Here is a 19,892-nt window from a genome sequence, read left to right on the forward strand (position 1 = left end):
TTTTACCTCATTACTGTTCCAGTAATATACGCTAACTTATAACGACTTATCTTTTAAAATGCGTGTTATTTGGTTTATTAATACACCTTGTTTTACTGGTTTTAATAGCATGTCATCAAAGCCCTGGTTAACGTATTTTGAATCTGTATCGGGTGTCGATGTATGCGCAATTATTTTAGTTTTCAAATTGTCACTGTGTTTTTTAATTTTTAACATAGCGTCAGTTCCCGACAATTCTGGCATTACTATGTCCATTAAAATAATGTCGTAACTGTTTTGCGATACCATCAACATTGCTTCTATTGCACTGCGCGCGTAATCTATTTTAATATTCTCATTTTTTAGCATTGCTCTAATTACAATCTCAACAAGAGGATCGTCATCAACCAGTAATAGCGTGTTTTGGTGTTTGTTAGTTACTAAATCAGTATTTGTTAACGAGCTACTTGGTGCTTCTTGCTCGTTGTCTTTACCCTTACCTTGTTTGGTTGCTATGTTTACCAACATAGAAAGTGATATCGTTGATTTATTCGCGTTACTACTTACAGTTATCGCTTTACCACCTAACATTTTAAATATTGAAATAAAAAACTTTAACTCTAATGACACGTCTTTATCATCTATAAAGCGCGTTATATCATCACCCGATATACTTTTAAGCTCAGTTATAAAGTTACTACTGTCGATCAAATTACTTAATGAAAAATCGAGGTGTAAGTAATTACGTTTACTTTCATTTTTAATCTGAGCGTTAATTGAAAGCGTTGTATTATTTGATGAATCCAAAACCTCAGTCACTAACTGAATAACCAATTGAGAAATTAACTTTTCATCGCTTGCGACCGTTAATTCAGGCGTAATATTATTTTTAAGAACGATTCTTTTATTTTCAGCCTCTTTAGCTAAAATCGATATATTATTATTGATCATTTGATTTAGGTTTACGTTTTTGGCCTGAAGCTTTAACTTACCTATCTCTGATTTATTTATATTTACGAGCTGTTGAATCACACTTTCAAGCTGGTCGCACACATCAGAAATATTCCCCACATTGTTTTTAAATTCGTTAAAGCTTATTGGATCTTTAGATATTTCAATTAATGACTTTAAAGATGATAAAGGCGTTTTCAACTGACGGCTAAGCCTTGTAACAAATTTTTCTTTTAATTGATTTGTCTGTTTTGATTTTTCGAGAACATCAGCGAGTAAACATTCTTTTTGATGTGCCTCTGTATCATCTCTAAAGTAGCAAACGAAACCATTAAAATCTGTATGTCTTTGTAATACAGTTATCCACTTCCCGTCTGTAAAACCTATATCTATTAATTGGTTACGATCATCATCAAGCTTATGATGTTCATGGTAATGATTTATAATATTATGCTGCTGCGCAATACTTATCAGCTGGCTATACGATAGCTGACTGTTTTGTTTATTCACCTGTGCAAATAAAAGATTAAAAGCATTGTTGGTAATCACAGGAAATTCGTGGCTATTAAAAATAGCAAACCCATGCGGCAGTGCATCCAGAGAACTTGAAAAAAGCTCCTCTCTATTGAGTATTAACTGATTTTTTTGTTTTATTTCACTGTGTAAACGCCTTGGCAAACGTAAAAAATAATACACAAACGCGAATACACAAAAAGAGATTAACCCTAATCTGATTAAACTGTATTTAGTTATTTGTGGTCGTACTATTTTATTCATTGGTTGCACATGCAAGCGCCAAGTAGGTGGAAAACGACTGCTTAAAGCGCTAATACTATTTTTAATTATACTCGGGTTTACTTCTCCTTGTTTTCCTAAAGTAAACTGTGGTGTTGCTATAAAAACGTTATAATTTTCAGTGTTTAATTTGCCAATAACGGCTTTTAAAAACTTACTTAAATCAAATGCTGTAAGTGTATAAATAGAGCCTTTTTTTATTTTTATTTCAGAAATTAAGAAAGCCGTATCAGCAACCGTAAATACTTCTACTGCTTGTTTGTTCGCTCTTTTATTGAATTTTTTTAACCAGTTTGTAAACCCATACGCGGCTAAATCAAAATTATTTTTTGACCAAAGTGCAAGCTGGTTATACTCAGAATCAAACACAACATACCCTTTATAAGTTAAGCTTTGTGAAACCTGACTCTGCACTAAATTATTAAGTTGTTCTTTTGTATAGCTATTTTGGCTTTGTAAAAAACCTGCGATAACTAAATCTTTTTGCGATATATATAATCCTTGATTATCAAATCGCTCTAAAGCATTAAATAACGTTTTACGTAATTGCTGAGTTTGTTCATTGTAATTACTTTGCAGCTCCTTTTTTTCTATAGTATAAAGAAGTAATGCAGTGAATGAGCATAATACTAATGCAATTAAGAATGCGACGGGTGCTAAACTAAATACATGAATATACTTTTCCCCATAATTCTTTTTCTCAGGATTAGTACTTTGATTACTTACTGAATCTGAATTTTTATTTAACTGTGTCTGCAATAATTGAGCAAATGAAATAAACTGATCTTTTTGTGAACCTATTAATGTTTTAGGTGCTAAATCGGCCATCAGCACTACGCCTATCAATTTATTAGTGACACTATAAATTGGATATTGTGCATAAAAACGAATTAATTTGTGAGTGTTGTTTGATACATCATCAAAAAAAGTATCTTCAAATAAATATAGTTTTTCTTGTGTGCAGCGTTTTTGATAGCTTAATAACTCATTTTCGACGCTTTCTTTATCGCTGCAGGTTATTAACTGCTCTGAATAAACTTCTCTAAAATCGATAAATTTAACAATTGCAACGTCATAAAACTGTTTTAGTAGCGTTAGCGTTTCTTTAATTTCTGTTGATATTTCATCAGTTGGTGTATCTGCTAAATTAGAATGTGAGGTAAATATATTTGAGGCGTTCATTGACGTTCTCCTTCCCCTTTTGGGGGAGTATGTATCCACGTTGTACTGTTTTGGCCGCTATGTACGGGCAGTAAAACTTTAAATGGTGGTGTTAAGCTACTAAGTGCAGGTTCGCCTGTGGTGATATTAATTACTTGTTCTGCATTAACTAAATTAAGTGATGTTTTGCAATATGTAATGCCTGGCTCAATTCCTATTAAGCTCAGTGTTTCACTAATGATAAGGTTATTTACTAAATCGATCCCGACCAGCTCAAATGTAGTTTGTAAAATAGTGAAGACGAGTGTCTCTACAATGTTTTCATCTTCTTCTAAGCGTGTACCTTCTGGGCAGCATATTGTACCAAGCTCTATATCAACGTTTGTGCCTATACCTACTAATGAAAGTGCATTAAGGGCTGTATTTAAAAGCGGTTCTACCTGAGGTAAATATAAATCAAGTATGTCACCTTGCGATTCGTACCCTGTTTGGCATGTATCACACGATTGCGATAAACCTTGATCGCTTGTACCTAAAAGTGGATTTCCTAAAGCTGTTACTCCAACTAAACAACTGCTGTCGGCCGGTTGTTTATCTATTTCAAAGCTTTCACAAGGTGAGCCTGTTACTACTTTTTGCGATACATAACGAGATAGAATTTGTTCACTATTAGCAGGGCATTGTTGTGGCGTACTTTTTAATAACTGACCAATAACGGTGTTACCTAACTGCCCTATTGCATAATTTGGACCTTGCTGCAGCGCATTTATATAACTTACATTACCGGTATTATTTAACTTGCTGACACCTTGGCTGTCGGTTGCTTCATCGCTTAAGCCCTTTAAACACGGGTTACCTTGGCAATTTGGAGCATCGTAATAAACAGCTTCTCGCGAGGTAAACCTATCATCTCTTATGCCTATTAATGCCCTGTACGTGTTGTTTGCTCCACGGTCTGTATAAAAAATGAGTGGTGCTTGATGCTCATCAAAACTTACTGCAATACCGAGTGGTCTATTATTAGCATCAACTACAGTAATTTGATTATCTACCTTAGTTTGGTGGCGCTTAATAAGGGCATCCCTTACTAAAATCACCCCACCAATTGAGCCAATAATTAAAATAGTTATAATTAATATAAGCTCAATAGTAAGTATGTACCCTTGTTGATAATGCTTTTTCATATCAGGCTCCTATAACACTTCTACAAGCATTTTAAGTACGTTCATTACTTGTAATGCTGCGGGAAAAAACACCAATACCAAAAACATCGGAAAACAAATTAAGATAATGGGAAAGGTTGTGTGCATCGCTTTTTTGTTTACTTTTTTAGCGAGTAAAATGTTCTTTTTTAGAGCTAGGCCTTCAAGTTGAGCCTCTACTGCTTGGATAAGTGGCGTACCAAGTTTTGACCCTATTAACATTAAGTTGGCGAGTTTTTTAATTCCTAATACGCCAGTTCGTTCAAAAAGTGAATTAAATGCAAATTCACGATCTTTACCTGCGCTTAGTTCGAATAAAAATAACTTTAGCTCTTTGTATAATGGGTGTTTTTGACTTAATCCATGATCAACCGCCAGTGCAAATGAGCGCTCTAGTGAAAATCCAGCGCGCATGTAAACCAGTAACACCCGTAAAAAAAACTCTAAGCTATTATTTATAACGGTTTTACGTTGATTTTTACGTAATAAAAACCAGCATTCGGGTGCAAAAAAACACATAAAACACAGTAATAATTTAATCGATTGGCTCAGCTCATAACCTGTTAGTTCTATAACCGTAAATGCACTAAAAGTAGCAGCCACTTTGAAGCAGTACAGGCTTATTAATATTTTATTAATTTGAATCCCTGCTTGTCTTAGTTGACGTTTAGAGATGATGATTAGCGGATACCAATTAATGTTTTTAGTATCGGGTTTATCTAATTCGACTTTAAGAGATTGCCTATGAATATGGATAAATGAGCCCATACTTACTAAAAGTCCGATAAGTAAAAGTATATCAATCATAATGTTACCCTTAAGCTAAGGCGTAGCCATAAAAAACCAAATAGCTGACAAAGAAGCGCAACCGTTATAAATGCAATCCCATTAGGATCGTTTAATAATGGTTCAAACCAGGTTGGATCGGTATAGCTAAATAAAGGAATTAGTGCGTAAGGTAAAAAACCACTAAATACAGCAGCGTACTTAGTACCCGAAAGCTTAGCTTTTAGCTGTTGGCGGTCGAGGGTCCGAAGCGACATCATGTTGCATACGCTTTTTAGCATATCGGTTAAATCACACTGGCTTTGTGTATGTGTAATGATGCTATGAGCAAACAATCTTACGGTTTCGCAGTTGTATCTTTCAATTAAAGGGGCAAACGACGTTTCGGCATCACTACCCATGCTCATGCGTTGTATTAGTAAGGTGCTTTGTTTTTTTATATATGGGTCTGCATGTTCATCAGCAAACTGCATTGATTGCTGTAGCGATAACCCTGTGCTTAAACACGATTGTACGGTTTCAATAAATTCTAAAAAATGATGCTCAAATTTTGCTAATTTATAATGAGCCAAGTCAATCACAGTTATAAAACAGGTTACAAAAACCACGATTGAAATAATAAACGCGCTGGTTGATGCCTCTGGGTAATATAATTTAGCTAAAAACCATGAGCTACTAGAGAGCGAGCACGCCATGCTTATAAACCAGGCGTTACTTATGTTTAAGCCTAGCACTCGTAGTGACAAAGTAAGGACGTCTTTTTCTTCTAAAATATCTACTTTTTTAGTGCCTTGGCTGCTTTTATTTTTAGCATACAAAGAAACCAACACACTAGTTGCAAGTACAAAGGTTATAACCGCCGCTATAGCTAATAAATAATCAAGTTTAGTCATTGTTAGCCTCCGGGTTATTGTGCAGTAATGCTTTTAATTCTTGTGCATTTGCCCCTTGGCCTTTCATAAACTCAATAACACTCGAGGTATTTATTAACTCACTTTGTACAGGCTCTGCTTCGTTAATACTATATAGCGGGCTAAAATGTGCGCCGCCATTAACACGCTTAATTTCACCAATACTTTTTAGAGTTCGGGTGCCATTAGTTGAGCGAGAAACATGCACTATAAGTTGAATACTCGACGCGATTAGCGAACTTGTATGGGTATCGCTCAGTTGTGCATTGTGTAATTGCACTAAGGTAGATAAACGAATAACGGCATCATTTGCGCTGTTAGCATGTATGGTCGTCATCGAACCTTGGTGACCACAGTTCATTGCTTGGAGCATATCGATTACTTCGCCAGAGCGTACCTCTCCAACAAGTATTCTATCTGCGCGCATTCTAAGGGCTGCTTTTACTAAATCTCTTAGGCTTACTGCACCTTTACCATCGCTGTTTGTGTCGTGGGCTTCCAATTGCACAACATGGTTGTGATGCAAATTAAGCTCAGCGCTTTCTTCAATGGTTACAACACGTTCATTTGGATTAATTGAGTTGGCAAGTACGTTTAATAATGACGTTTTACCAGCCCCCGCATTGCCACACACTAAAATATTAACGCCTGTTTTAACTGCACTTTTTAAAAACGATAAGATGTTTTTATCTAAAAAATGATTATTAACTAAAAAGTCATCGTTTATTTTTTTATGATTAAACTTACGAATCGATACAATCGCGGCGCTGGTACACGCAGGCGGTACAATAATATGAACACGGCTACCATCTTTTAGTTTGCCATCAACAATTGGCATAAGCGCATTGACTTGTCGACCACAGCCATCAAGTAAGCGATCAACAAATCGGCGTAAATGGCGTTCGTCATCAAACTTACTGGCAGTGCAAAGTAGTTTGCCTTGTTTATCAATCCATATATCTTGCGTGTCGTTTATTAAAATATCACTAACCTGATCGTCCAGCATAAACTGTGCAATAGGACCCAGACCCTGAATTTCATCAAATACAGCCTGAACAACCTGCTCTTGTTGGTATTGATTAAATGAAGATTGATTAAATTGTGGAATTTCACTGCACAATGCAGAGATTTTTTCGAGAACATTACTTGATAAAAGCGCGGTTGGTTCTTGTTCGTACTCTTCGATAACGGCATCGTGCAATAGCTTTTTAAGCTCTTCAAAGGTACTTAAACTGGTTTGAACTTCTTCATGTTTGCTTGATAAATTAAACATAAAAACTCACTTAGCTACATATACAGCTTCATTTTTAACGCCTTTAACCACTTCGATTGTGCGACTGGTTTGTAAGCGTGAAAAGTTTTGCAAACGACCTTGTTCAATGTCATAAGCGCTATGCACAATAATTGAAACTTTGTCGGCGTTATCTATACCCGCCAACGAATAAACATCTTTTGGAAGTACCGCAAGGACTAATGAAACACCGCCCGCAGCGGAGTTAGACTCTTTAGCTAAATTATCCATTACGCCACTTTTAGCGGCTTGCGATTTAGGACCTTTTGAAACACCAATCAACTGTACATCACGGGCAACTGTTCTTACTAAGCGATTAGTTTTAGCGACTATGTCGAGTCGGTCACCTTTGTGTATGCGCGAAAGCGGAATATCTAAGGTGTTTAGTTTTAAAGTATATAAAACACGCCCTGCCGGAATGGCTTCTGATAAATTTTGGCTTTTTTCTCTAATAAAATCGGTGTCGAATAAGGGTTGTTCAACCATTTTATTAGTTGCTAATTTTTGACCTATTAATGCACGCGGATTTTGAACGCTCAGTGCAATATTTGAATAGTTACTTGGATCTATACTCTTTTGCTCTACATCGTGAACGGTTACAGTTTGGCCGGCAGACATATTTTTGTTTACTACCCAAGCTGTTACGCTATTTTCATCGTTTACCTGTCTAATACCCAAAGCCGAAGCTAACATGCCAGAGGTGATGAGTAATATGAGAGCCGCAGTGGTTGCGCCTTTGTTACTTTTACTTTTCATAATATTCCTCCAGAGTAACTTTCACTGCCACACTTTTTGTGGCAGTGAGCCTTAAGCTTGGTATTCAAACCTGCTTGCCTTATATTGGGTACCTTGCGTTAGTTACCTTGTGAGCCGCCTGCCGTTGTACGCGTTGCAGCATCACCACTTGGTGTTGCACTAACAAGTGCGGCACTTTCACTAAAGTCTGATGCAACAAAAGTGAATGAACTACCATCGCCTGCGTACACATCAACTGAATCTACAAACCCAGAACCAGACACTTCAGCTGTGCCTTCGGCGTTAATCATGCCGTCAAATACATAGCTTTGGTCAAGTGAGCCAATTGCTTCAGCTACATCTTCAAGTTCGCTGGTTACCGAGTCACGTAATGTAGATAAACCAATTACAAGTGCCGCTACCATTGAAGTAGAAAGAATGATTAGCTCTGACGTTAGTACAAAACCTTTTTGCTTTTTGCTATTTAAGTTATGTTTAATAGTTTTCATAATCGTAGCCTTTAAATTAGAAGAGCTTATGCTCACTTTATATATAGCGAGGACCATGCCAACTAATTAAATCCTTTAAATACATATGGTTAGTGTGTTTAGATTATTTATTCTTTAGCTGTTTTTACTTTTGATTTGCAAAATGCAAATCAATATTAAAAAATAATTTTTAGATACTTAATGTTAGAAACGCTCTGTTAAATTATTAAAACTAATAGGTATTCAAAAAGGGTTAAATATTAGAAGCAGTCTTGTGGGGTAACTTATAAAACGTATGATTAGCGTAAGCTCTACTACTATTTTTGATAAATAATAAAGTGGTTTTGGCTCCTTAATAATGCCAAATTTTAGGTATAAAAAAAGGCCCGAAGGCCTTAAGAATAACAATTACCTAAAACAGAGAGTTTACCGCGCCTAGCAAGTGCTTTTTTATGCGTGGGTTCTACACGTAAAACTTGCTCATAGTAGCCACAGGCCAATAAATTATTGGTATTAGCTTCTTCAATTAACCCTTTATGGTAAAAATAGGCGGTACTATTTAAACCAAACTTAACCGAAAGCTCTAAGTAGTTTGAAGCTATAACGTAGTTGCCCTGGGCATAATGTATAGAGGCCATTTGCAGGTATGGTGAAGCATGTGTACCAAAAACATCAACGCCGTATTGAGCAATACTTTTTGCTTTAGCTAAATTACCTTGCTCTATTGCTAACGTAACCCCTAAAGTAATTGCATTTAATGGTGGATTAGCTTTATTCAGTAATGTGTTTATAACTTGTTGAGATTGATTAGCACGGCCACTTTTATAAAGTACGTAGGCCGATATCGACAGTATTGCCGTGTTATCGGGGTGTTCAAGCATTAACTGATTCACCTCATGCACTAGGTTTAAACAGTTACTTGCATTTATACCTTCACACTTTAATGGTTGGGCATTTAATTGGTATTTTTTTACTATGTCACCCAACGCGTTGTAAGGATTTACTGTTGGCTTGTAATCAATATGAGCGCAACCCGATAAAGTAAGCAGTAAAATAATATAAAATATTTTCATAGCCCTTGCTCCTGTATATAGCTAAGTACCTGTGTGTCTATATTTGCCTGTTCCCACGAACGTAATGTGTTAATTGGTTCACGCACCAGATTTGGAGTTACAACAATTATAAGCTCGCGGTTGTTTTCACTTTTGCTGGTTGTTTCACTTAACTTGCCTAGCATGCTATTGCCGTTGCCATCAGGTACAAAGTCGTGGCTTGCATTGTTATCGGTGCTAATTAAGCCACCAATAATAAGAGGCTGACCATCTTTTAAACGCGTTGACGTTTGCATGCTGCGTGTATTAAATGCACTACTGTTTAAACTGCTGCCTGTGCTTTGTGCAATTTCGGCAGTTAACGTGGTATCGGGTAATGAAATTACTGGGTTTAGATCAAGTGTTATTCTATCTTTGTCGTCAACCATGGCGCGTACATTTAATTCAACTCCGAATGATTTAAATTCTGTACCGCTAAACACCGACCCACTACTACCTTGCTGACCGCTTGTAATGCCAGATGGGCTATAACTTGTAGGTACAGGTACTTCACCACCGACTTTAAACACGGCACTTTCACCGGCTAAAACCGTGATTGTAGGGCGAGAAAGCGTTCGAGAAATACCTTCTTGTTCAAGTAATGAAAATAACATATCAATGGCAAACTGTGAGGTAGAAAGCTGTAAGTTATTAGTTAATTGACCGCCAATTAATTGCAGCGCATTTTCTATTGTTGCAGAGCCTGATTCGCGTTCAGTCATACCGTCACGGCCAAATAAACCCGCTTCTTTTTCATATCCATTAGAGAGCACGCTAATATCTGGGCGCCATTGCTTTAACCTACGTTGATTTACTTCGTATAGCTGCACCGATACACGCACTTGCGGTAAATCTTCAACTTCAATACTCGACAAAACTTTACCGCCAGCCACTGACAGCAACGTTGCTCTTGCAATATTAGAACTCACATTACTTAAATTTAATCCTGAGGTAGCATCATTTATTAAACCGCCTGACTCGTTGGCAAGTACTTCAATACCTGAACTTTTATCCTGCGTTGCGCCGCCCATTAAATTATTAGGATCAAGAGGAGAGCCCTGAGTTTGTAATGCTTGCTCTGGTTCGAATAATTTATTAATTGTATTTAATAAGCGCACTAGCTCTATCTGGTTTTTTACAGAGCCGGAAAGTAAAAACACATCGTTGTCGTCATTTGATAACTCATCAACCGAGATGCGTTTAATGGTCACTTTATCTGCGCCCATTGATTTAATCACTTCGCTAATACGCTCTTCTTTTGGCTTGGGTGCTTGAGTTACTTTTATTAAATTAATAATAGCGACTTTACTCGAGTTTTGAGAGCTGCCGCCGTTTGCGTTACCCAAGCCTTGCAAGCGTTGAGCAAGTGAATTAAACATACCTTGGTTAGGATTTGAGGTGATAACGGGTTGTGATGCTTGTGAGCTACTGGCATAAAGGTAGTTTTTTGCAGCTTCATAAGCGGCATGACGATAATTTATAGTAGGTACTTCACCACGTAATACAACAGCATGGCGATCAGGTGCTATGGTTAACTGCACGTCAGGGTGAATATCGTTTAAGGCATTTTCTAGTACGCTGTAGTCTTCGGTTACGCCAAGTAAAAATGTTTCAGAGCTTTTATCGTCGTACCACACCATCATAGATGTACGGCCTAACTTTTTAGCTAAAATTAGTAGCTCGCGACCATTAACCACGTTCACATCAAGCGTTGTTTCGTGGCCTAGTGCTATACGCGAAATATCACGGGTAAACACAAAGCGAGTATGCGTCCATTTAACCAAGTGCGATACTTTTTGTACCCGCTCACCATTTGCATTTTCTATATAATCTAAATGACTTTCACTGCCCATAGCGGTAAAAGATATTAGTAATAGTATAAAAATAAATTTTAACATAAGCCTTTCCCTCAATTTGCTTACTATATAGGTAGCAAGTATGAGGCCAAAGGTTTTTGTTTTTATAATCAATGGATTAAGATGTATGAACGTGTTTTTTATTATTTTGATTCGCAAATTGCAAATCAATGATTCACACAGGGATTAATAAAGGAATAAGCTTAAAAGGGGTAAGCACAGAGCATGTAAATACGCTCTGCACTGGTATTAATTAATGCAAAGCGGCTGTAAACGGAATGCTTTCACAAATTTTAGCTTCAGCTATAAGCAGCTCTTCTAGACGAACATCAACTTCTTCTTTTTCAAAGTATTCGTAAGCGAGTTCTACAAATAGGTTTTTATGTTTTTCTTCTGACTTAGCAATAGCAACATAAAAGTCTTTTTCTTTACCCTCAGGAAGTGCTTGTGCAACTAAAGAAAAACGCTCGTGGCCACGTGCTTCAATGACACCACCTACTAGTAATCGGTCCATTAAAAAACCATCACGACCGTGTCTAAATAGTGCACGTATTTGTTTTATGTACGGATCTTTTTTGTCGTCACCTAAGTTTACATCGCGCTCTAAAAGTAACTTAAGCACTTGTTTAAAGTGTATTAATTCTTCTAGTGCTAAATCGGTCATGGCTTTTACTAATTTACGTTTGTCTGGGTAATGCGAAAGCATAGACATAGCCATACCCGATGCTTTTTTTTCAGCAGCGGCATGATCTTGTAAAAAAGTATTAAAGTCAGCAAGGACAACTTCGGTCCATTCAAATGGGGTGTGGTATTTTAATTCAAACATGTTCTGTACAACTTAAATAATAATGCGGGGATTTTAACGTATTTGTTTTAAAAAATCTTGTAAAGCAGTAATTTATCTATCCGTCCTTTAGCCGTAGATTCAACTTTTAACGGGTGTTTAATATCGTTCCACGCGGTGACTTTGCCGCCCATATTCATTTTTTCAAAATCAGTTTTATCACTTTTTAATGCTAAAAAATCGCATAACTTTTTATAGCTATCAGGCTTTGCTATATCAATGGATAAAAAATCGTTGTCGCGGTTATTAAAGTACGTTTGAGCATCATTAAAATGTTTTTTATAGCAGTGAGCTAAGTAACTATCGTCGCTAATATTATTAAGCGAAAGCTCACTAAACGTATTTAAATAACAGCGTTTTATATGAATATTAAAGCCCCCGTCTGCACGGGTTAAATTAGTGTGCATACGCGTTAAAAGCTGTTTTATTGATACAAGCCATGCACCAAGTTCGCGCTCTAAATAAATAAACTTAGAGTGTGGGTAATGAATATCAAGCGCTTTAAAGTCATTAAATATGGGAGTGTCGGCAATCGCGTTAGCATTTTCAAAACAAGCATTAGTATACGCGGTATGCGCCGTTGTAATACCAAGCTCTAAAAATGCGTGGCACACACTCGTTGTGCCGGTACGCGGTAAACCTATTATAAATATTTTGCTCATTAACTTTTCTTTAATTAGCCACGTGTCACTAGCAATACAAAGGCGCTAACAATAATCACTAAAAATGTAGTAATAGTACCAATTTGGCGATATTTCAGGCTTTTTTCTACTATGCCTATATTTTGAAACACACGCCCTATTAATAACGCACCACCTAATATATGACAGTAATGGCTAGCAATCCCTTGGTATTCTGCCAAAAAAAGTAAAATTAAAGCAATTGGCACGTACTCCATAAAGTTAGCGTGGGCACGCACAGCACGTTGCAGCGTTGCGTTACCATTATCACCAAGTGATATCTGCTCCGCGCGGCGCACTTTTATTACGTTAAAGCTCAAATAAATGTAAAAGAATGCAAGTAATGCAGCATAAGTTGAAATGATCACGGCGTTTTCCTGTTATTTTTATCGCATAAGCATGCGCTTTATTATTGTGGGCGTGATAATAACATATAAATTTGAGCAGCATTATCAGAAGTTTAATAAATGCCTATGCTAAGCTAAGGGTATTAAGTAAGTAGAAAAATACATAAGGATTTTATGTTTGTACCTCGCAAAGTAGCCGACAGTTACCGTGAAATGATTAACAGTATTGGCTTTTACCCTTCTATGCTTTCAGTGGGCTTTTTAGTATTTGCCATTATAACTATGTCGGTTGAATATTTAGCCCCTATTGAGCAGCTAAAATCGTTTATATCGGTTGTACTTGTTGATAGCGCCGAAAACGCGCGTACTATTTTAAGCACCTTAGCAGGGAGTATTATTTCGCTAACTGTTTTTAGTTTTTCTATGGTTATGGTTGTTTTAAATTCGGCCAGTGCGAGTTTATCGCCCCGCGTAGTGCCTGGGCTTATTACGCGTAAATCACACCAAATGGTTTTGGGGTTTTATTTAGGCAGCATAATTTACTCTATTATTATGCTTATAAATATTAATAAGCTTGATGGTGGCAGTACGGCAATTCCTTCAATTGGTGTGTTGTTTGCACTTATTTTTGGCCTGATTTCATTAGGTTTGTTTGTATTTTTTATACATTCAATCTCTCGCGCCATTCAGGTTGATAACGTATTAAATGGCTTGTTTAGCCAAACTAAAAACGAAATTAAAACAATAATACAAAGACAACAAGAGAACCCAGTAGAAGACTTTCCAGACTTTAGCAAATGGCATTCGGTTAGCAGTAAAACAGAAGGGTATTATAAAGGCGTACATACCGATAAGCTGTGTGCCATTTTGGCAGAGCAAGATATAAAGGTGTATATATCTGTAAACCAGGGCTATTTTACAGTTAAAGGCTATCCGTTTTTAAAATGTAATAAAGATATAGCGAACGATGAAGAGCTGATAAATAAAATTCTCGACTGCTTTATTTTTTATATAGAAGAGTACATTAGCGATCATTACCGTTATGGGTTAACGCAAATATCAGAAATTGCAGTTAAGGCAATGAGCCCGGGCATAAACGATCCAGGTACTGCGGTTAAATCAATTGATATGCTGAGTATTTTACTTATTCAACGGCTGTCAATTAACGATATTAACTACTCGTTTAAGCACAGTGATAATGCCCCATTGTTGTACCTTCATGAAACAAGCTTTGATGAGTTATTACACGACAACTTTACACCGCTGCGTAATTACGCCAAAGGCGATGCATACGTAATGACAAACGTGCTTGAGGCATTTAAAAATATTTTGTTTGTTGCCCATAAAGATACCGATGCACGCAACAGTTTATTTAACTATTTAAATGCGATTGTTGATGACATAAATGAACATGTAACTAATGAATACGACAGACGCGAAGTGACTAATATGCTCAACTCAATAGCGCGTATTAGCCAAGAGCAAGGTGAGAAGTTGGTGGCACGTTTTGAGCACCACCAAAAATAAAGTTTAATCTATGTAGTACACAGCGTAGCTTGAGGCTGTTACTTTAATCTCTCCAGCATGGTAGGCATCAGGTACATAGTTACTTGGTGCGCTATCAGCCATCATTACTTTTTCTGTGCGCATATAAGGTTGCGACTGCACATTGAGTGGACTTAGTGACGCGCTGTACAACCCTTTTAAATCAACGCCATAATCTTCACTAAACTCTTTTGCTGCATCCCGTGCGTCTTTAATTGCTAACTTTTGCGCTTTTTTATGCAGCTCGTTGTAGTTACTTGCTAAAAATTGCGTTTGATTAATTTCGTTAATACCGTTGTTAACTAAGCTTTGTAGTAACTCAGGGTATTTATTTATATCGCTAAGTTTTACAGTTAATGTACGAGAAACCTTAAAGCCTTTAAATTCTTGATTACCGGTAGTGCGGTTGTATTGGCTATCACGGTTTATTGAAATTTGTCCGGCGTTTATATCTCCCTCTTTAACACCAATTTCTTTTACGAGCTTAATTGCCTTGGCGATGGTTAAGTCGGTTTTATTTTTAGCAGCAATTAAGTCTTTATCAACTTCAGTAATACCTACGCTAAGCTGTACGTAATCTGGCATTGTAGTAAGAGTCGCTTCGCCCTTAACATAAATATGAGGAGCATCGGGAGTCGCTGCCGCGAGTGCATCAAAACTAAGTACGTTTAAAGCCAGTGCACCACCTAAAACAAAAGTCAGTGTTTTCATTAAGTCGATCCTTTAATTATGTAAAAACAAGTAAACACCGTACGTGGTTAATTAAATATGAACAAGCACAAAAAAACAGGCCATTGCCTGTTTTTTGTTAAGCGTTGTAATTAATGCTATTACACCATTTACTTTTAATTACGTATAAACGTTATTAAACACTACAACGTTTATAGTTACGGTATTTTGGTAACCAGTAATTTTTGTCGATTGCTGCCCATAACGCATCATCAGTAATCTCAAGAGCAACGCCCTCTTCGATTGCTTTTTTAGCAATGGCAAATGCAATACGCTTACTTAGCGTTTCAATTTCAGTTAGGGCTGGTAATAAACTACCTTTACCTGTGTTTGCACGCGGCGACGACTCTGCAAGCATTTCGCTAGACACACTTAACATAGCATCTGTAATGCGTGTCGCTTTAGCGGCAATAACCCCTAAACCAATACCAGGAAAAATATAGCTATTGTTACATTGTGGGATTGGGAAAATTTCACCGTTGTGTTCAACCGGATCAAACGGGCTACCTGTTGCAACAAGTGCCTTGCCATCTGTCCATTTAATAACATCAGCAGGATGCGCTTCTACCTGCTTAGATGGATTACTCAATGGGAAAATAATTGGCTGCTCACAACCTGCGTGCATTGCACGAATAGCTTGCTCAGTAAATAAACCAGGTTGGCCTGAAACACCAATTAAAATGTCTGGTTGTGCACAGTTCATAACATCAAGAAGTGATGCGTATTCACCGCTGTAAGTCCAATCACTTAACGAGCCTTGCGGTTGTGCAAGTGCTTGTTGGAAATCGCGTAAGCCTTCCATACCCTCTGAAAGCAGGCCAAAACGGTCAACCATAAATACTTGGCTACGCGCTTGAGCTTCTGTAATACCTTCAAAAACCATTTGGCTAATAATTTGCTCAGCAATACCACAACCAGCAGAGCCTGCACCCACAAAAACTACTTTTTGTTGGCTTAGGGTTGAATTTTTAACGCGACACGCAGCAAGTAAAGAACCGACCGTTACAGCCGCAGTACCTTGAATGTCATCGTTAAAGCTACAAATTTCATTGCGGTAGCGCTTAAGTAACGGCATTGCATTTGGCTGTGCAAAATCTTCAAACTGAAGTAATACATTTGGCCAGCGACGTTTAACCGCTTTAATGAATAAATCTAAAAACTCATCGTATTCGTCTTGAGCAATACGCTTATGGCGTGCACCCATGTACATAGGGTCGTTTAAAAGCTTTTCGTTATTAGTACCCACATCAAGCATTACAGGCAATGTGTATGCTGGGCTTATACCACCACACGCAGTGTAAAGTGACAATTTACCAATTGGGATACCCATGCCACCAATACCCTGATCGCCTAGGCCTAAAATACGCTCGCCATCGGTTACAACAATAACTTTTACTTTACCTTTGGTAGCGTTGCGTAAAATGTCGTCAATTTGGTAACGATCTTCATACGAAATAAATAAGCCACGTGCGCTGCGATAAATGTCTGAGAATTTTTCACAAGCGTCACCAACTGTAGGCGTGTAAATGATTGGCATCATTTCTTCAAGGTGGTCACGCACTAAACGGTAGTAAAGTGTTTCGTTGTTATCTTGAATCGCACGTAAGTAAATATGCTTATTAAGGTTGTCGGTAAAGCTAGAATACTGCTGATAACAACGCTCAACTTGCTCTTCTATTGTTTCAAAGCGAGGAGGAAGTAAACCAGCAAGATTGAAATTTTCGCGTTCTTTTTTACTAAAGGCGCTGCCTTTATTTAATAGCGGTGTTTCAATTAGGCCAGGGCCAGAATGATGAATATATAAGTAGTTAGGATCAGTATTAGTTGTCATATTTCCAGGCTTTAACGGAGTCTTAAGTTATGATCTGTCATTATCAGTGTTAGAGGTTTAATTGCAACGACAATTAAGCTAGTCAGACCATTGAGAGAAAATACATGCGGGCTTCACTGCCCGCATGCATATTATACATAATTTAAAATTTGATAGTGGCGTTATTATCAGTTAAATCAGATAACGCAACACCTTCACGGCGAGGGTCTGCACCACCATATAAGGTATTATTTTTAACTTCAACTGCGTGTAAGCCTGAGTTTAAATCAATAATACGTACATTGTGGCCGCGTTTAGTAAGCGCAGGCGCAATGGCTTCAATGGTTGTGCCTTTTTCAAGGCTGGTGTAATCGTTACGATTTGTTGTACGCGGTAAGTTAATAGCGTCTTGCGCTGATAAATTCCAATCAATAACACCCACAACAACTTGTGCAACGTAATCAATGATACGACTACCGCCAGGTGAGCCTACAATTAAACGTAAGCTGCCATCTTTATTAAATACCATTACCGGTGACATAGAGCTACGCGGGCGTTTACCAGCCTCTACACGGTTTGCTACAAGCTTGCCGTTTTTACGTGGCGATAACGAAAAGTCAGTTAGTTGGTTATTTAAAATAAAGCCATTAACCATAACCGTAGAGCCAAACGCCATTTCAATTGAACTGGTCATCGAAACTGCATTACCTTTACTATCTACAATAGAGACATGCGAAGTAGAAGGTAACTCGTATGAATCATCCATTGCATAACTTAAGTACCCTACTGGATTACCGGCTACGGCTTTTTGGTCTGTTTCGGTAATTAATTTAGCGCGTGAGGCAATGTAATCTTTGTTTAAGAGTTCTTGTGTAGGTACTTGAGTGAAATCGGGATCGCCCATGTACATATCGCGATCGGCAAATGCAATACGCGAAGCTTGGCTAAAGTAATGAATCGCCTTTTCGCCATTTGGTTTAAGTGCGCTCATATCTTTATGCTCAAGTAAGCCAAGCATTTGTAGTACTGCTACACCGCCACTACTTGGTGGCGCCATAGAGCACACGTTATAAGCACGGTATTGTATACATACCGCATCGCGTTCTTTACTTTTGTAATCTGCTAAATCTTGCACACTTAATTTACCAGGGGCAACTTTAGAGTGCTGTACAGCATTAACCATTTGTTTAGCGTTTTCGCCTTTGTAAAATGCATCAATGCCCTGCTTTGCGATGTCTTTGTATAAATCAGCAAGTGGTTGATTCTTTTTAACGCTACCCGCTTCGATTAATTTTCCATTTGGGTAAAAGTATTCGTTAATAATCGGCATACTCAATACGCCTGGGTTTAACTGGCGTGCTAATAAGCCATGTAAACGCGGCGAAATTACAAAGCCTTGCTCTGCAAGTTCAATAGCCGGTTTAAAAAGCGCTTCCCACGGCAATGTACCGTATTGTTTATGCGCGCTTGCAAAGGCATGTAAAATACCAGGCACACCAACAGAGCGTCCGCCTACTACAGCTTCAATCCATTTAACGGCTTTACCGTGCTTATCTAAAAACAGTGTTTCGTCTGCATTTGCAGGTGCTGTTTCGCGGCCATCAAAACTAGTCAGCTTATTGTTTGCTTTGTTGTAGTACATCATAAATGTACCGCCGCCAATACCTGACGATTGCGGTTCAACTAAAGTAAGCACTAGTTGAGTTGCAATGGCAGCATCTACGGCACTGCCGCCTTGGGCTAAAATTTGTTGACCGGCTCTGGAGGCATATGGATTTGCCGCAGCAACCATGTATTTATCACCTTGCACTACTTTTTTATGGATTAATCCAGTAGCTGCTTCAGGTTCGCGAGTTTCAATTTGAGTTGCTTGCTGTGCAAATGAAGGCAGTGATACTGCGCACAGTCCAATGGCAAATAATGAGTTAAGTTTAAAATGCATAAAAATACTAAAAACACTTAATTACGTAGTTGTATTTGGCATCTTAAAGTTAAACGGGCACAATATGCAAAAATTTTGACTAAAAAAATATAATAAAATGCTTAATTTACCTATTCAACCTCGTTATATATTACCGCCTATTATTCTGCTGCTATTTAGTACCATTTTTGCTGCATTTGATTTAAATAATTTACTTGAATTTAACCGAAGCTTAATTGATGAAGGCGAACTGTGGCGAATTTTTTCTAGCCAATTTGTTCATGCTAATTGGGCTCATTTGGGACTAAATGCCAGTGGTGTTTTACTAATATGGCTTTTACATGGCGAATACACATCACCTACTCGCTACGCTTTTAATACAACTGCGCTAGCACTGTGGTGTGGACTCGGCGTGTATTGGTTTTGCCCAAGCATACATATTTACACCGGATTAAGTGCTCTGCTGCATGGTGTAATTATTTGGGGGGCAGTTAAAGATATAACCTTAGGGCTTAAATCGGGTTATTTATTATTTATAGGCGTATGGATTAAAATAGCGTTTGAGCAATTTAGCGGCCCTAATGCTGATATTGGAAAGCTTATTAACTCCACTGTGGCTATTGACGCACATTTAATTGGTGTAATTGGCGGGACTCTGCTTGCCCTACCACTGGCTATAGAGCTCCTTAAAAAAAACTTTAAAAAGAAAAAATAAAGTTAGATTTTGTTCAACCCAATAAAAACGCCGCATTAGTTAACTAAACTAATGC

17 protein-coding genes are annotated in these 19,892 nt (G+C 37.7%); 2 read left to right on the forward strand and 15 right to left on the reverse strand.

Features of this window, described 5'->3' with window-relative positions; all coding sequences use genetic code 11:
- Positions 1–36: 36 nt before the first annotated feature.
- From L659_RS0101545 to L659_RS0101600, 12 genes are all read right to left on the reverse strand, one after another.
- The gene (locus L659_RS0101545; protein ID WP_024589370.1) at positions 37–2,907 is read right to left on the reverse strand and encodes an ATP-binding response regulator; all 2,871 of its coding nucleotides are present in this window, start codon (positions 2,905–2,907) and stop codon (positions 37–39) included.
- Positions 2,904–4,070, reverse strand: coding sequence for a hypothetical protein (locus L659_RS0101550; RefSeq protein ID WP_024589371.1), 1,167 nt, complete (start codon positions 4,068–4,070; stop codon positions 2,904–2,906). Before L659_RS0101550 ends, L659_RS0101545 begins: the two co-directional genes overlap by 4 nt.
- Positions 4,071–4,079: 9 nt before the next feature.
- Positions 4,080–4,895, reverse strand: a complete 816-nt coding sequence (locus L659_RS0101555) for a type II secretion system F family protein (RefSeq protein ID WP_024589372.1) — start codon at positions 4,893–4,895, stop codon at positions 4,080–4,082.
- A complete protein-coding gene (locus L659_RS0101560; protein WP_024589373.1) occupies positions 4,892–5,767 on the reverse strand; it encodes a type II secretion system F family protein in 876 nt (291 codons plus the stop codon). The genes L659_RS0101555 and L659_RS0101560 overlap by 4 nt, the downstream gene beginning before the upstream one ends.
- Positions 5,760–7,058: a CpaF family protein gene (locus L659_RS0101565; protein WP_024589374.1), complete on the reverse strand. Its 1,299-nt coding sequence runs from the start codon at positions 7,056–7,058 to the stop codon at positions 5,760–5,762. Before L659_RS0101565 ends, L659_RS0101560 begins: the two co-directional genes overlap by 8 nt.
- Positions 7,059–7,064: 6 nt before the next feature.
- Complete coding sequence (locus L659_RS0101570) at positions 7,065–7,832, reverse strand: hypothetical protein (RefSeq protein WP_024589375.1); 768 nt, start codon at positions 7,830–7,832, stop codon at positions 7,065–7,067.
- Between the two features lie 98 nt (positions 7,833–7,930).
- Positions 7,931–8,320: a hypothetical protein gene (locus L659_RS0101575; RefSeq protein ID WP_024589376.1), complete on the reverse strand. Its 390-nt coding sequence runs from the start codon at positions 8,318–8,320 to the stop codon at positions 7,931–7,933.
- A 374-nt stretch (positions 8,321–8,694) separates the two neighbouring features.
- Positions 8,695–9,372 carry a tetratricopeptide repeat protein gene (locus L659_RS0101580; RefSeq protein ID WP_024589377.1) on the reverse strand — a complete coding sequence of 226 codons (678 nt, stop codon included), beginning with the start codon at positions 9,370–9,372 and terminating at the stop codon, positions 8,695–8,697.
- Positions 9,369–11,288, reverse strand: a complete 1,920-nt coding sequence (locus L659_RS0101585; RefSeq protein ID WP_024589378.1) for a pilus assembly protein N-terminal domain-containing protein — start codon at positions 11,286–11,288, stop codon at positions 9,369–9,371. The genes L659_RS0101580 and L659_RS0101585 overlap by 4 nt, the downstream gene beginning before the upstream one ends.
- 211 nt (positions 11,289–11,499) lie before the next feature.
- A complete protein-coding gene (locus L659_RS0101590; protein WP_007586685.1) occupies positions 11,500–12,072 on the reverse strand; it encodes a tRNA-(ms[2]io[6]A)-hydroxylase in 573 nt (190 codons plus the stop codon).
- A 47-nt stretch (positions 12,073–12,119) separates the two neighbouring features.
- The gene (locus L659_RS0101595; protein WP_024589379.1) at positions 12,120–12,752 is read right to left on the reverse strand and encodes a sulfotransferase; all 633 of its coding nucleotides are present in this window, start codon (positions 12,750–12,752) and stop codon (positions 12,120–12,122) included.
- 14 nt (positions 12,753–12,766) lie between these two features.
- The gene (locus L659_RS0101600) at positions 12,767–13,138 is read right to left on the reverse strand and encodes an MAPEG family protein (protein WP_024589380.1); all 372 of its coding nucleotides are present in this window, start codon (positions 13,136–13,138) and stop codon (positions 12,767–12,769) included.
- A 153-nt stretch (positions 13,139–13,291) separates the two neighbouring features.
- Between L659_RS0101600 and L659_RS0101605 the strand changes: the two genes are divergently transcribed.
- Positions 13,292–14,644, forward strand: a complete 1,353-nt coding sequence (locus L659_RS0101605) for a DUF2254 domain-containing protein (RefSeq protein WP_024589381.1) — start codon at positions 13,292–13,294, stop codon at positions 14,642–14,644.
- A gap of 3 nt (positions 14,645–14,647) precedes the next feature.
- On the opposite strand, the gene L659_RS0101610 is transcribed toward L659_RS0101605, so the two are convergent.
- From L659_RS0101610 to ggt, 3 genes are all read right to left on the reverse strand, one after another.
- Complete coding sequence (locus L659_RS0101610) at positions 14,648–15,373, reverse strand: SIMPL domain-containing protein (RefSeq protein ID WP_024589382.1); 726 nt, start codon at positions 15,371–15,373, stop codon at positions 14,648–14,650.
- Positions 15,374–15,527: 154 nt separating this feature from the next.
- Positions 15,528–17,222 (reverse strand): NAD-dependent malic enzyme, encoded by a 1,695-nt coding sequence (locus tag L659_RS0101615; RefSeq protein WP_024589383.1) that lies wholly within the window; start codon positions 17,220–17,222, stop codon positions 15,528–15,530.
- A 142-nt stretch (positions 17,223–17,364) separates the two neighbouring features.
- Positions 17,365–19,143, reverse strand: coding sequence for a gamma-glutamyltransferase (gene ggt, locus L659_RS0101620; protein WP_010552786.1), 1,779 nt, complete (start codon positions 19,141–19,143; stop codon positions 17,365–17,367).
- A 97-nt stretch (positions 19,144–19,240) separates the two neighbouring features.
- On the opposite strand from ggt, the gene rrtA reads away from it, so the two are divergent.
- Complete coding sequence (gene rrtA, locus L659_RS0101625) at positions 19,241–19,837, forward strand: rhombosortase (RefSeq protein WP_024589384.1); 597 nt, start codon at positions 19,241–19,243, stop codon at positions 19,835–19,837.
- The last annotated feature ends 55 nt before the right edge of the window (positions 19,838–19,892 follow it).

Origin of the sequence: Pseudoalteromonas sp. S8-8 (genome assembly GCF_000497875.1) — a bacterium.
GTDB lineage: Bacteria > Pseudomonadota > Gammaproteobacteria > Enterobacterales > Alteromonadaceae > Pseudoalteromonas > Pseudoalteromonas arctica.